Annotated in this window: 14 protein-coding genes; 2 read left to right on the top strand and 12 right to left on the bottom strand. The window is 33.8% G+C overall.

Going from position 1 to position 12,558, the window contains the following annotated elements; translation table 11 throughout:
* Window positions 1-43: 43 nt before the first annotated feature.
* The 6 genes from BXU10_RS09000 to BXU10_RS08975 all read right to left on the bottom strand — a co-directional run bounded on the left by BXU10_RS09000 (window position 44) and on the right by BXU10_RS08975 (window position 4,757).
* Window positions 44-952: a pseudouridine synthase gene (locus BXU10_RS09000; protein ID WP_078227048.1), complete on the bottom strand. Its 909-nt coding sequence runs from the start codon at window positions 950-952 to the stop codon at window positions 44-46.
* A gap of 235 nt (window positions 953-1,187) precedes the next feature.
* Window positions 1,188-2,144 (bottom strand): geranylgeranylglycerol-phosphate geranylgeranyltransferase, encoded by a 957-nt coding sequence (locus tag BXU10_RS08995; RefSeq protein ID WP_078227047.1) that lies wholly within the window; start codon window positions 2,142-2,144, stop codon window positions 1,188-1,190.
* A 32-nt stretch (window positions 2,145-2,176) separates the two neighbouring features.
* Window positions 2,177-3,115 (bottom strand): mevalonate kinase, encoded by a 939-nt coding sequence (locus tag BXU10_RS08990; RefSeq protein ID WP_078227046.1) that lies wholly within the window; start codon window positions 3,113-3,115, stop codon window positions 2,177-2,179.
* A gap of 17 nt (window positions 3,116-3,132) precedes the next feature.
* Complete coding sequence (locus BXU10_RS08985) at window positions 3,133-3,423, bottom strand: type II toxin-antitoxin system RelE/ParE family toxin (RefSeq protein WP_078227045.1); 291 nt, start codon at window positions 3,421-3,423, stop codon at window positions 3,133-3,135.
* Window positions 3,420-3,644, bottom strand: a complete 225-nt coding sequence (locus BXU10_RS08980; protein WP_078227044.1) for a hypothetical protein — start codon at window positions 3,642-3,644, stop codon at window positions 3,420-3,422. Before BXU10_RS08980 ends, BXU10_RS08985 begins: the two co-directional genes overlap by 4 nt.
* Window positions 3,645-3,674: 30 nt before the next feature.
* The gene (locus BXU10_RS08975) at window positions 3,675-4,757 is read right to left on the bottom strand and encodes a diphosphomevalonate/mevalonate 3,5-bisphosphate decarboxylase family protein (RefSeq protein WP_078227043.1); all 1,083 of its coding nucleotides are present in this window, start codon (window positions 4,755-4,757) and stop codon (window positions 3,675-3,677) included.
* A gap of 143 nt (window positions 4,758-4,900) precedes the next feature.
* Here BXU10_RS08975 and BXU10_RS08970 point away from each other — a divergent pair, with 143 nt between their 5' ends.
* Window positions 4,901-5,377 carry a TspO/MBR family protein gene (locus BXU10_RS08970; protein WP_078227042.1) on the top strand — a complete coding sequence of 159 codons (477 nt, stop codon included), beginning with the start codon at window positions 4,901-4,903 and terminating at the stop codon, window positions 5,375-5,377.
* 50 nt (window positions 5,378-5,427) lie between these two features.
* Window positions 5,428-6,426, top strand: coding sequence for a tetratricopeptide repeat protein (locus BXU10_RS08965; protein ID WP_078227041.1), 999 nt, complete (start codon window positions 5,428-5,430; stop codon window positions 6,424-6,426).
* Here the strand turns inward: BXU10_RS08965 and BXU10_RS08960 are convergent.
* From BXU10_RS08960 to BXU10_RS08935, 6 genes are all read right to left on the bottom strand, one after another.
* Complete coding sequence (locus BXU10_RS08960; RefSeq protein WP_078227040.1) at window positions 6,410-7,141, bottom strand: hypothetical protein; 732 nt, start codon at window positions 7,139-7,141, stop codon at window positions 6,410-6,412. The genes BXU10_RS08965 and BXU10_RS08960 overlap by 17 nt on opposite strands.
* 123 nt (window positions 7,142-7,264) lie before the next feature.
* Window positions 7,265-7,912: an HAD family hydrolase gene (locus tag BXU10_RS08955; RefSeq protein WP_078227039.1), complete on the bottom strand. Its 648-nt coding sequence runs from the start codon at window positions 7,910-7,912 to the stop codon at window positions 7,265-7,267.
* A 6-nt stretch (window positions 7,913-7,918) separates the two neighbouring features.
* The gene (locus BXU10_RS08950) at window positions 7,919-9,127 is read right to left on the bottom strand and encodes an NAD(P)/FAD-dependent oxidoreductase (RefSeq protein ID WP_078227038.1); all 1,209 of its coding nucleotides are present in this window, start codon (window positions 9,125-9,127) and stop codon (window positions 7,919-7,921) included.
* The gene (locus BXU10_RS08945) at window positions 9,124-9,807 is read right to left on the bottom strand and encodes a glycerophosphodiester phosphodiesterase family protein (RefSeq protein ID WP_078227037.1); all 684 of its coding nucleotides are present in this window, start codon (window positions 9,805-9,807) and stop codon (window positions 9,124-9,126) included. Before BXU10_RS08945 ends, BXU10_RS08950 begins: the two co-directional genes overlap by 4 nt.
* 271 nt (window positions 9,808-10,078) lie before the next feature.
* On the bottom strand, window positions 10,079-11,956 hold the full coding sequence (locus BXU10_RS08940; RefSeq protein WP_078227036.1) for a glycoside hydrolase family 13 protein: 1,878 nt from the start codon (window positions 11,954-11,956) through the stop codon (window positions 10,079-10,081).
* A 28-nt stretch (window positions 11,957-11,984) separates the two neighbouring features.
* Window positions 11,985-12,530, bottom strand: a complete 546-nt coding sequence (locus BXU10_RS08935; protein WP_078227035.1) for a hypothetical protein — start codon at window positions 12,528-12,530, stop codon at window positions 11,985-11,987.
* Window positions 12,531-12,558: the final 28 nt, after the last annotated feature.

Genomic DNA, 12,558 nt, shown 5'->3' with positions numbered 1-12,558 from the left:
CTGAAGCAAAATAGGTTTTTTAAATAATATTGAATCGTTTTTCTTAAACATTTTTCAAATTGATGATTTCCTGATCTGTCAAAAAACGCCAGTTTCCTCTTGGCAGATTCTTTTTAGTCAAACCTGCAAAAGACACACGATCAATACGCAAGACATCATAATCAAAGTTTTCAAAAATAGCACGTACCACTTTTACATTCGATGAACGCAGTTTAAGACCAACTTCACTTTTTGGTTCGTTATCAATATAACTGATTTCTTCAACAAATACCCGGTGTCCATCAAGAACCAAACCTTTGCTTATTTTCTCTAAATCCTCAAATTTCAGGTTTTTATCTAATGAAACCTGATAAATTTTAGACGATTTCTGACTCGGTAAGGTAAACTTACGAATCATGTCTGTATCATTCGTAAACAATAACAATCCCGTAGTATTTTTGTCCATTCTGCCAATCGCAGCAATTTTTGCCGTTGTAGAACCACGAACTAATTCAAGAACGTTACGATATTCCTGACCTTCGTCAAGAGCAGTCGTAAAGTTTTTAGGTTTGTTCAACAAGATATATTCTTTCTTTTCAGGAGTTAAAACCACTCCGTCAAAGTTTACCACATCATTTAATTTTACTAAATAACCCATTTCAGTAACCGGAACGCCATTTACTTTAACGTTTCCTGACTGAATGTATATATCTGCATCACGACGCGAACAAACACCTGAATTCGAAATATATTTATTCAAACGTATTTCGTCAGAAGCTTTTTGTCTTTTTGGAGCCTGATTTTGTTTTTTAATTTTTTGTGCTTTCTCTTCTTCGGCTGCCTTAACAGCAGGGTTCACTTTCTTCGGCCCTTGAGCACGCTTTGCCATAGGAGGTTTTGGCTTGCCGGAGTTTGATTTTGAGCTGTTTGGTCTCGATCCGCCTCTTTTATTATTCCCTTCCTTGTTGTTCATAAATTCTGTAATTTGTGCAAAGATAGTTTTTTCCTGCTAATAAATCTTAAGTTCAATGTTGTTAGATTGATAGCAATACAGTTTTGATGAGTCAGGAGCTCACAATTGGCATTTTTAATCATTATAAAGGATGTCTCACAGAGATTAACAAAGGTTAAGATCAAGTTTCGCAAAGTTTCTTTAATAAATCTCTGTGTGTCTGCGGAATTCTATGTGAATCTCTGCGAAATAAACCCTAAAAATTCGAAATCAGCTGCTTTCCGTGCCACAACACACTCGGGTTAATCAAAACAATGCAAAAAACGCCCGAAACAATCAAAAACTTAAGCACATTATGAAGTAATAAGTATTGCTCTTTGGAATTTGATTTCCATAAATAAAGCAGAAAAAAAAGTAATGTTATAAAACATACATAGAAATAAATATCCATGTAGCCTACGTCATAAACATTGATTAATACGTAAACCGGAAGTATCGTTAGAAAGGTTAAAACCGTAATAACTTTTTTCGAAATAGCTTCATTATAAAGTATTGGAATAGTTTGGTAATTATTGGCCAGATCACCTTTTAAATTTTCAAGATCTTTTATCATTTCCCTAATCAGTAATAATAAAAAAAGAAATATGGCGTGAGATGAAATAATGGTAAAATGGCTCCTGTGGTTTTCTATTTCTTCAAATGAAATTTGGTTATAAAAATATAACAAAATGGCAAAAAAAGGCAAAACAGCCAGAAAGGCAGCTGTTAGGTTTCCGATAATAGCATATTTTTTTATTTTATGAGAGTAAAACCAAATGAGGAAAATATAGCACGAAAAAAATAAAGAAGCACGCCATGAAACAATAAAAGCCATCAAAACAGCCATAAAATTCAGAGAGAAATAAACCGAAAGTTTTGTTTTTTGACTTACCAGACGATCCAGCATGGATTTGTTGGGTCTGTTGATTAAGTCTTTCTGACTGTCGTAAAAATTATTGATAATATACCCCGAAGCAATTGTAACTGCCGAAGCAAATACAATGAGAAACAAATAAGAATCCAATAAAATATCAAGTGCTCTTTTTTCAGGTGCGAGTATAAAAATAGCTGATAAATATTGTGCTAAAATGATAATAGGAATATTGTAACCTCTTACTACAGAGAACAGACTGACAATTTTCATTACTAAAAGTTTGTGCTGTCTGCTTAACATCATACGGAATTAAAGTTTGGAAAAGTATAAATTTAAAATTGATAAACAACTTCTAACTTATACTCTTTTAATGAAACTTTAGCACGCTCTAAATCTTCGGTAAAACCTAAAATGTAACCGCCACCGCCAGAACCGCAAAGTTTTAAATAATAATCATTGGTATCAATCCCGTGTTGCCAGATTCCGTGAAATTGCTCCGGAATCATAGGCTTAAAATTGTTTAAAACGACTTTAGAGAGCTTTTTAGTATTGGTAAACAACGATTTCATATCCCCGTGCAAAAAGTTTTCTACACAGGCATCAGTATATTTTACGAATTGGTTTTTTAACATCGCACGGAAACCTTTGTCTTTCAGGTTTTCCATGAAGATATTGACCATTGGAGCCGTTTCCCCCACAATTCCTGAATCTAATAAAAACACTGCTCCTTTTCCGTCAAAACTCTGCGTCGGAATACCGGTTGCTTCGATATTATCTTTAGAATTAATTAAAATCGGAATGCTCAAATAACTGTTTAACGGATCCAGTCCGGAACTTTTTCCGTGGAAAAAACTCTCCATTTGAGCAAATATATTTTTTAACTGCAATAATTTTTCACGGGTCAGATTCTCAAGAACCGTAATTTTATGTGTAGCATATTTATCATAAATAGCTGCAACCAAAGCACCGCTGCTGCCCACTCCATATCCTTGCGGAATACTGGAATCAAAATACATTCCGGTTTCAACATCGCTTTTTAAAGCGGTCAAATCAAAAGCAACCAAATCAGGCTGTTCTGTTTGTAAGTTTTCCAGATAAATGGTATAGCGTTTTAAACTTGCATTTGAGGCAATGGCTTCTGCAGAAGGGTTTTCATCTTTCTTTAGTGCTCCATTGTAAAAATTATAAGGAATAGAAAGTCCTTTAGAGTCGCGAATGATTCCGTATTCTCCAAAGAGTAATATTTTTGAGTAAAATAATGGTCCTTTCATATGTTTATTTTATGTCTTTACTTTATTTGATTTGGGTCTTGTCTGGTGTCGAAAAAGTTGATAATAGTTATTTGTTTTGAACTAAAAACATAATAAAAAGTAGTCTGTCTTGTTAGAACACATTTTCTAATCATTTTGTTTTTTTCACTGTAAGGAAAACTTTCCGGATGTAAAAGAATTGCTGAAATTGATTTATCAAATTTTTTCAGAAAATCAATTTTTCTTTTTGTTGACCATTTTGTTTCGATGTAGCTCAAAATTTTTTCGAAAGATCTTTCGGCTCTTAGAGCAAATTCGATATTTCTCAACCTAAACCGTGTCTTTTTAAAATTGATTCATAACCCACAACTTCTCCTCTTTCAAATTCCTGCATGCTTAGTTCAAGATCCTCTTTTTGCTCATCAGTCAAGTCATCCCACCAATCTTTCTGTTCTTTTTTGAAAATTTTTCGAATAGATTTTAATATAGTCGGATCTTCTGTATCTACTAACAACTTTATCAGTTCAAGTTTTTCTAATTGAATGTCCATAATCAAAAATTTAACTAAAGATACGCAAAATTATAATGCAATTGCGCCATCACCAATTTCGTCGCAAATGTACTGACCATTTTGACAAAAGCCAACTAATTCGTTCTTAATAAATTGTAATACTTTTTCTTTTACATTTTCAGGATAAAGCACATGCACGTTTGCACCGGCATCAAGGGTAAAACAAACCGGAGTTTTTGTTTCGGCTCTGAATTTCCAGATGGCGTTAATAATTTGTAATGTGTTTGGCTTCATGAGGATAAAATAAGGCATCGAAGTCATCATCATGGCGTGTAAAGTCAGAGCTTCACTTTCTATAACTTTGATAAAATCTTCTACATTTCCACTTTCGAAAATAGCGATTAATTTATCAAGATTCTCGTGTGCCTGCGCAAAACGGCTGTAGGCATACGGATGATTGTGCATTAAATCATGTCCAACCGTGCTCGAAACCTGTTTTTCTCCTTTATCAACCAATAAAATGGTATCCTGATAATTATGGAAATTTTCGTGAATTACATGCGGAAATTCAACTCCGAATAAATCAGAGCTTCCTTCTATATTTGCCTGTTCGCCCCAAACGACAACGTTTCCTTTCACGCTTCGGCATGCACTTCCTGAACCTAAACGGGCTAAAAATGATGCTTTCTGATAAAAATAATCGTCTGTCATTTCCGGGTTGAGCTTTTTTTCTAAACTCATAAAATTCATTGCCAAAGCCGCCATTCCGGATGCAGAAGAAGCAATTCCCGAGCTGTGCGGAAAGGTATTATGTGTATCAATCGTAAAATGATACTCTTTCAAAAAAGGCAGATATAGTTCAATTCGCTCTAAAAACTTTCTGATTTTTGGATTAAAATCTTCTTTTGCTTTTCCTTCAAATAATAAATCAAATGAAAAAGCATCCTGACTCTCTTTCTTTTCAAAAGCAAGTTTCGTAATCGTTTTGCAATTATTCAATGTAAAACTTACCGATGGATTCGCCGGAATCTGGTTGTCTTTTTTTCCCCAGTATTTCACCAATGCAATATTGCTTGGAGCGCTCCATTGAAAGTTTCCGTTTTCAATTGTTGAAGAATATGTTTTAGGAATAAAATCAGCTGGTGTAAACATGAATTATAAAATTTTGACAAAGATAACTTTTTCACCATATAAGTTATATAAGAAATATAAGCAGCTTTTACTAAAATGAACTTATATAACTTATATGGTTTGAAATTTTTCTTTTTGACTATTTTTGATTCAAAATTGATACAATGAATAAGTTCGTAAAAATAGCAATAGCGTTAGTAGTTTGTTTAGCAGTAGGATATTCTGCAAGTCTGGTAACAAGACCGAGTGTAGTAGGGTGGTATCCTACAATTGAAAAACCAATTTTTAATCCGCCCAACTGGATTTTCATGCCGGTCTGGACCTTACTTTATGTTTTTATGGCCATTGCCGCAGGATTGGTCTGGGATAAAATAAAAGAGCAAAATGAAGAAGTAAAAAAAGCTTTAGGGTTTTTCATTATCCAGTTAACGCTTAATGCTGTCTGGTCCTACTTATTCTTCGGATTAAAAAATCCGATGCTGGCTTTAATAGAAATCGTTCTTTTATGGCTGATGATTTATGAAACGTATTTAAAATTTACTAAAATCAATAAAACGGCTGGGTATTTATTAATCCCGTATTTGGCCTGGGTTGGCTTTGCAGCGATTTTGAATGCGAGCATTTGGTGGTTGAATAAGTAACTTTTGTTTCAGGTTTCATGTTTATTTTGTTTCAGGTTAATCTCACTTTTATGAATAGATTGAAAGTTTTTCTGATTGTTTTGGTTTTAGTTTCATTCAAAACGTTTGCATGTTTAAATTGGGAACTAAAAATATTAAAGAATAAAGTTGAAATTTACCGTGACCGTACGTATCAATATATCCCTTATGGTCATCAATTTAAAATTAAAGATTTTCCGGCTTTAATTTGGGATCTTGAAAAAGGATATGAAAAAACAAAAGACATAGATTATTTGTCTGATAAGGGCTATGTTTTAATTATTCAGGGGAAATATCAGGAAGCCTTAAAATTATATTTAGAAATTGAAAAAATAAAACCAAACAGATATTCAACAGCTTCTAATCTTGGAACTCTTTATGAGTTAATGGGAGAAAATCAAAAGGCTTATGAGTGGATTAAAAAATCAATTCAATTAAATCCGGAATCTCACGAAAGATCTGAATGGCTTCACCTTAAAATTTTAGAAGCCAAGATTCAAAAACTGCAAAATCCGTCAGGACAATTTTTTATCAATACAAGTTTTGATTCGGAAGTTGCTCCAAAAACCAAGCTTTCCTACGAAGAATTGGATAAATTGAAACATGCTTTGTACTTTCAGTTAAACGAAAGGGTTTCATTTATAAAACCGAAAGATCAAATTATTTCAGTTTTATTGTTTGAATTGGGAAATATTACAAATGTAATGAGCGAGTATAATTATAAAGACGCTTCCGAAATATATTTGCTTTCAAAACAATATGGATTTGAAAATGAATTAGTTAACAAAAGACTTATTTTGTGTTTAAAACAGATCTCTAACTATTGTTCTCAACAGGGAAAGCAAATCGATGAGGTTGTAGTTGAACTAACACGTAAGAACAATATTTTAAATTGGCGATTATCGAAAAAGAATGAGAACTTAACTTTAGCCTTAATCTGTGTCATTATTTTTTCTATTCTATTAATGGTTTGTCTGGGTGTATTTTTCTTAAAATGGAAAAAACTTAAAAAATCTACCTCAACTTCTTAAACTCTTCGTTTTTAGTATACAAAAAATCCATTGTAGCCAAAATATTCGGATTTTCTAATAGGGTTTTAGATTTTGGATCGGCATCGCAGAATTCAATAAAAAGCGCTGTTTCTTCGGGCTTTAATTTCAGCTCTTTTGTCAAAAAATCAAGAGGCAATGTGCTTTTTACAAGCTGGTTTAAACCAATTTTTGGGCTTTCCTTTTTAGGAGTTTCTTCTTTTTTGAATAAATTCCGAATTTGTTTTCCAAGGTAAATAAAATCTGTTCCGAGGGGCATAACTGCTTCTTTATAACCAGCAATTTTTAATCCTTCTTTTGATTTGTGAGAGTTTAGCTTAATCTGTTCTATTTCTTCTTTAGTCAGCCAGACTGTTTTTGATTCCTTATTCAAAACGACAACTTCTTTCAGCTCTTCCGGTTTGGCAATCATATTGACTGTAAAATCATTGGACTGAATGTTTTCTGCTGAGACTTTTAATCTTGTAAATAAAAAATCTTTTGAGAAGAAAAGCAGACTGTCTTTTATCTTTACAGCAATTGAAAATTCGCCCGATTCATTTGTTCTGGTGCTGATTTTAGCAGTTTTGTTGATTACTTCTATATTTTTAAGCGGAAGATCCTGAGCAACTACTTTACCATGAAGCAATTTTTCAGTTTGTGAAACAGATAACTGATAGGTAAAAAAAGAAATTGTGGTAAGTAATTTTACTCTCATACAGATTAATTAGCTGAGAGTAAAATTATTAGAATCGTCTTAATAAAAACTTATGAATTGTGTAAATTCTTGTTAATAATTACATTAGGATATCGAAATGGAGTGAATATTAAATCAAATGTTTTATAAAATATCAATCAATTCTGAAGCCGAATTTATAACCAATTTTGCACCGCTGTTTTTCAATTCTTCCTGAGTTCTGTAACCCCAGGTAACGCCAACAGGAAACATATTTGCGTTTACTGCTGTCTGCATATCGATATCGGAATCGCCTACAAAAAGGATTTCTTCGGGTTTTAAGTTCCATTTTTTGCTGATTTCGACCGCTTCAAACGGATTTGGTTTTTTAAGCGCTTCTGTACTTAAACCAACTGCAGCATCAAAGTGATTTGGGAATATTTCAGAAGCTATTTTCTTGGTCAATTCATCGGCTTTGTTGGAGAAAACCGCCATTTTAATATTTTGCAAAGCCAAATTATTCAGTAATTCGACAATACCTTCATATGGTTTTGTTTTCAACGTACAAATTTCACGATATTCGTTAACCATACTTGCAAAACAAATTTCGATCTGATCGTCTGAATTGTTTGATGCAGGCAATGCTTTGCTGACTAAATTTCGTAAACCGCTGCCGATAAAATATTGATACGTATCGTAAGTATGTGTTGGATAATTCAGACTCGTAAGTACTGAATTCATCGCATCTGAAATGTCTTCTAATGAATTGACTAATGTGCCGTCTAAATCAAAAATAATTCCTTTAAATTTCATGTTGCATTAAATATTTTGTGCCAGAATAAACCCGCTCGTCCAGGCATTCTGAAAATTAAATCCTCCGGTTATGGCATCAATGTTTACAATTTCACCAGCAAAATAAAGGTTTTCGTGAATCTTGCTTTGCATTGTTTTGAAATTGATTTCTTTTAAATCGATTCCGCCAGCCGTTACAAATTCCTCCTTAAAAGTGCTTTTTCCGTTGACTTTAAATTCGCATTGGGTTAATTGTAATGTTAGGTTTTGTAATTGGTTTTTAGATAAATCTGCCCATTTCGTTTCGGTTTCAATTCCTGATGCCAAAACTAAACTCTCCCATAAACGGTTTGGAAAGTCAAATGGGGATTTTTTAGAAACTGCTTTTTTTGCGTGTTCCTGCTTTAAATCTTTCAGGATTTTTTCGGCATCTCCGTATTCAACATCGTTTAACCAATTGACAAAAATTGTGAATTGGTAATTTTTATCAAATAAAGTACGCGCCCCCCAGGCAGAAAGTTTCAGGATCGCAGGACCGCTCATTCCCCAATGTGTAATTAATAACGGTCCTGTCGATTCGAGTTTGGTATCTTTTACATTTACGGTAACCTGAGCCGCGACACCAGGCAATTCTTTAATTCGGGAATCTTTGATATTGAAAGTAAACAACGAAGGAACCGGACTTACAACAGCATGCCCGTGTCCCTGAAGCATTTCCCATATTTTTGGATTGCTCCCGGTTGCCATTACTAATTTTTCTGTTGCAAAATTATCAGATTGTGTATCGATTTTCCAATGATTTTCTTTTTTGAAAATCGACTGAACGCTTTGCCCTGTCAACACTTTTATACCTAATTTTTCAGTTGCTTTTAGAAAACAATCAATTATCGTTTGCGAGGAATTAGAAACCGGAAACATTCTTCCGTCTTCTTCGATTTTTAATTCAACACCGTGTTTTTCGAACCATTCGATTGTATCTCCTGAACAGAATTGATGAAACGGGCCGCGAAGTTCTTTTTCGCCTCTTGGATAAAATTTGACCAGTTCATTCGGTTCAAAACAAGCATGTGTTACGTTGCACCTTCCACCACCGGAAACACGAACTTTGGAAAGCACTTCTTTTCCTCTTTCTAAAATGGCGATTTTAAGTTTTGGGTTTTTCTCAGCAATATTTATTGCGGTAAAAAATCCTGCAGCGCCTCCGCCAACGATGATGATGTCGAAATTTTTGATCATATTTTATCTGGAAAATCAGAGATTATTCCGTTTACGTGATAGCTTTTTACTTTTTGAATATCTTCTTCGGAGTTTACTGTCCAGGGGAAAACCAGAAATCCTTTTTCCTGAATTTGCAGGACTTTTTCTTTATTGAGTAACTGAAAATCAGGATGAATGGCTTTTGCTTTTATGGTTTCGGCGAAAGCCAAAGCTATATCAAGATCTTCCTCTGTTAAAACACCAATCGGAATATTTGGATTTAGGTTCTGAACTTCTTTTAAAGCATTCCAGTCAAAACTTGAAATGATAAAATGTTCGTAGTTCCAGCCTTTTTCATTGATGTATTCTTCAATTAAAGAAACAACTTGTTTTGAAGTATCAGCATTTTTTAACTCGACATTGATGAAACATTTTTTGTCAACTAAATCAAAAACTTCCTCTAAAGTTGGGATTTCATGCTTTTCGACAACCAAAAATGACTTTAACTCGGCTAAAGTGTATGTATTAATATCACCTTTTCCGTTGGTCATTTTATCGATGGTTTCATCGTGCATGACGATGATATGTCCGTCAGCGCTGAGGTGAACGTCTAGTTCAATTCCGTCTGAATGTAAGTCTAAAGCTTTTTGAAAAGCCTGAAGCGTATTTTCGGGTTCGTATGCTTTGGCACCTCTGTGAGCTATTTTTAGAATATTCATTTTTATAGGTTCAGAGTTGCAAAGGTACAAAGTTGCAGAGGAAAAATAATAGCCACGAATTCACGAATTATTTTTGACATAATAAATTTGTGAGTCCATGGCTATATAATTTTTAAACACATAGAATCATAGATTTTTTTGTCTAAAAAGATCCAAATAAATGATTCATCATTTACACATAGTTTTAAGCACTAAAACTATGTTTTTTAAAACAAGTGAAACGCCTTTATTGAATTAGAAAACTATGTTTCTATGTGTTTAAAATAATTTTTTATTCCAATTCTAAAACTACGGCTGATTTTGGTTCCAGCATAATTTCAGAAACTAAATCAAATGTTTTGCCGGTAAGAACATCTTTTCCTGATGTATAGTTTTTAATGTTTTCTTTAAAACGATTGGTTTTTACAACCTGTTCTTTTACATTATTATTGAAAACCACCATTACCGTTTTAGCATCGGTATATCTGAAATAAACATACGTATTGTTTTCCGGAATATAATGTGTCATTTTTCCGGAATGAACCGCTTCATTTGTTTTTCTCCAGTTAAATAATTTCGAACTGAAATCAAAATAAGCAGCCTGTTCAGCCGTTCTTCCTGCTGCCGTAAAAGCGTTGTTTTTGTCACCAGCCCAGCCACCCGGGAAATCCTGACGAATATCGGCATCCCCACCTTTAGCTTTATCACCGCCCATTCCAATTTCGGAACCGTAATAAATCTGTGGAATCCCGCGAACAGTAGCCACTAAAGTCATGGCGAGTTTGTATTTCGCTAAATCATACTTAAAAGTGTGATTCATACGATCTGTGTCATGATTTTCGGCAAAAACTAGCAGATTGTTTGTGTTTGGATATAAATAATCCATCGCAAAATTATTGTAGAATTTAATCAGGCCTCCGTCCCAGGTAGGCGTGTCGTCATTGAAAACAGAACCAATCTGACTTTGAAGCGTAAAGTCCATTACACTTGGCAAATTCGAGTTGTAGTTCTTTATCGCTCCAATTTTGCTGTCTTTCTGCCAATACGCCAGACTCGCCTGATTGTGCATCCAGATTTCACCCACAATATTAAAATTTGGATATTCATTCGTAACCGATTTTGCCCAGTTTGCCATTGCCGCCGGGTCAGAATAATTATAAGTATCTACTCTGAATCCGTCAAGATCAGCAAATTCAATCCACCATATTGCGTTTTGAGTCAGGTATTTTGCTACTAAAGGGTTTCTAAGATTCAAATCCGGCATTGAAGGTACAAACCAGCCATCAATACAAATTTCCTGATCGATTTTTGAAGCATGCGTATCCGGAATTACTTCTCGTCTGTGATTGGTTTGTGTGTAATTTTCAAATTGGTTTATCCATGATTTTGTTGGTAAATCTTTGATCATCCAATGGGTTATTCCCCAGTGATTGGTTACATAATCCATAACTAATTTCATGTCTCTTTTATGCATTTCTGCAGACAAACGAGCGTAATCGTCATTTGTTCCGTAACGCGGATCTATTTTGTAAACATCAGACTGTGCGTAAGTATGGTATGAATATTCCTTGTCGTTATCTTCGCATAAAGGCGTGCTCCAAATAGTCGTTGCGCCAAGAGAAGAAATATAATCCAGATTCTTGATGATTCCTTCGATATCTCCACCGTGACGTCCGCCCGGCAAAGCACGATTTCCTTTTTCTGCTAAAGAAGCATTGCTGTCGTTTTTTGGATTTCCGTTAGCAAAACGATCCGGCATAATCAGGTAAATCAGGTCTGACGAGTCATAACTTTTTCGGTCTGCTGAATTGGCTCTTCTTTCTTTAAGGGAATATTTTTGGGTAAAAGCTACTTTGTTTTTCAATTTAAAGGAAAAAATTAATTCTGAAGCTTTTACATCTTTTGTATCTATGGTTACAAAAAGATAATTTGGGTTTTCAGTTTGTTCAACATTTTTAATCGCAACATTATTTGATACCGAAGTTTCATACTGCGAAATGTTTTTTCCGTAGAACATAATCTGCAGTTCCGGATTTTTCATTCCGGCGTACCAGAAAGGCGGTTCTGTTTTTTGTATTTGCGCTTTCGCGGAAGCGGGAAACAGCAGGATCAATAGGATTAATTTGTAGAATATATGATTTGTATTAAAATATGTTTTTTGGATATTCATAATTTGAATTTTAAATTAATGAACGTAATTAATTATTGGTATTTTCTATTGGAGGTGGCGGAGGAGGCGGAGGGAAAATGGAGTCTGAAGTTTTATAATTCACCTGTTTATTGATTTCTTTTAAAATAAGCTGTTTTTTTATCTTATAAATCCATCTCGAAATAGAATCGATTTCTTTCGGTACATTATAGCTATGAACAACTATCATTTTGCTATTTTTATCCTTTTTGATTGCTATGGCGTAAGCATCTCCATCTAAATAGCTTTCATGATATTCTGATTTGTATTTAAATAAATTAATTTTCTCAATGTAATTGAATAAGTCTGATTTTTCATGCGGATTTAAAATTCCATAATATTGAGTTTTTTCTTTTATAACAGAAGTGCTATCGTCAATGTTTCGTCCAATCCATTCTTGATATACATAAACAGTATCACTATCTGTGAATCTAAGAGAAAAGAGTTCACTAAATGTATCTGCATAAGAATATTCTAATGAATCAAATGCTTTTTCTTTTTTGTTGCAACCTAAAAGTAATAAGCTTGTGAAAATGATTATTGACGGATATTTCATAGCATAGAATTTTTAAATGAAATTATAA

Origin of the sequence: Flavobacterium sp. LM4, assembly GCF_002017935.1 — a bacterium.
Lineage (GTDB): Bacteria > Bacteroidota > Bacteroidia > Flavobacteriales > Flavobacteriaceae > Flavobacterium > Flavobacterium chungangense.
Note: the sequence above shows the minus strand (reverse complement) of the source record. Positions and strands in the feature narration are given on the sequence as shown.

Excerpts from the sequence above, each read along its gene's own strand:
- BXU10_RS08955 (WP_078227039.1), bottom strand. The coding sequence starts at position 7,912 with ATGAAATTTAAAGGAATTATTTTTGATTTAGACGGCACATTAGTCAAT.
- BXU10_RS09000 (WP_078227048.1), bottom strand. The coding sequence starts at position 952 with ATGAACAACAAGGAAGGGAATAATAAAAGAGGCGGATCGAGACCAAAC.
- BXU10_RS08935 (WP_078227035.1), bottom strand. The coding sequence starts at position 12,530 with ATGAAATATCCGTCAATAATCATTTTCACAAGCTTATTACTTTTAGGT.
- BXU10_RS08995 (WP_078227047.1), bottom strand. The coding sequence starts at position 2,144 with ATGTTAAGCAGACAGCACAAACTTTTAGTAATGAAAATTGTCAGTCTG.
- BXU10_RS08950 (WP_078227038.1), bottom strand. The coding sequence starts at position 9,127 with ATGATCAAAAATTTCGACATCATCATCGTTGGCGGAGGCGCTGCAGGA.
- BXU10_RS08970 (WP_078227042.1), top strand. The coding sequence starts at position 4,901 with ATGAATAAGTTCGTAAAAATAGCAATAGCGTTAGTAGTTTGTTTAGCA.
- BXU10_RS08945 (WP_078227037.1), bottom strand. The coding sequence starts at position 9,807 with ATGAATATTCTAAAAATAGCTCACAGAGGTGCCAAAGCATACGAACCC.
- BXU10_RS08975 (WP_078227043.1), bottom strand. The coding sequence starts at position 4,757 with ATGTTTACACCAGCTGATTTTATTCCTAAAACATATTCTTCAACAATT.
- BXU10_RS08940 (WP_078227036.1), bottom strand. The coding sequence starts at position 11,956 with ATGAATATCCAAAAAACATATTTTAATACAAATCATATATTCTACAAA.
- BXU10_RS08965 (WP_078227041.1), top strand. The coding sequence starts at position 5,428 with ATGAATAGATTGAAAGTTTTTCTGATTGTTTTGGTTTTAGTTTCATTC.
- BXU10_RS08960 (WP_078227040.1), bottom strand. The coding sequence starts at position 7,141 with ATGAGAGTAAAATTACTTACCACAATTTCTTTTTTTACCTATCAGTTA.
- BXU10_RS08990 (WP_078227046.1), bottom strand. The coding sequence starts at position 3,115 with ATGAAAGGACCATTATTTTACTCAAAAATATTACTCTTTGGAGAATAC.
- BXU10_RS08980 (WP_078227044.1), bottom strand. The coding sequence starts at position 3,644 with ATGGACATTCAATTAGAAAAACTTGAACTGATAAAGTTGTTAGTAGAT.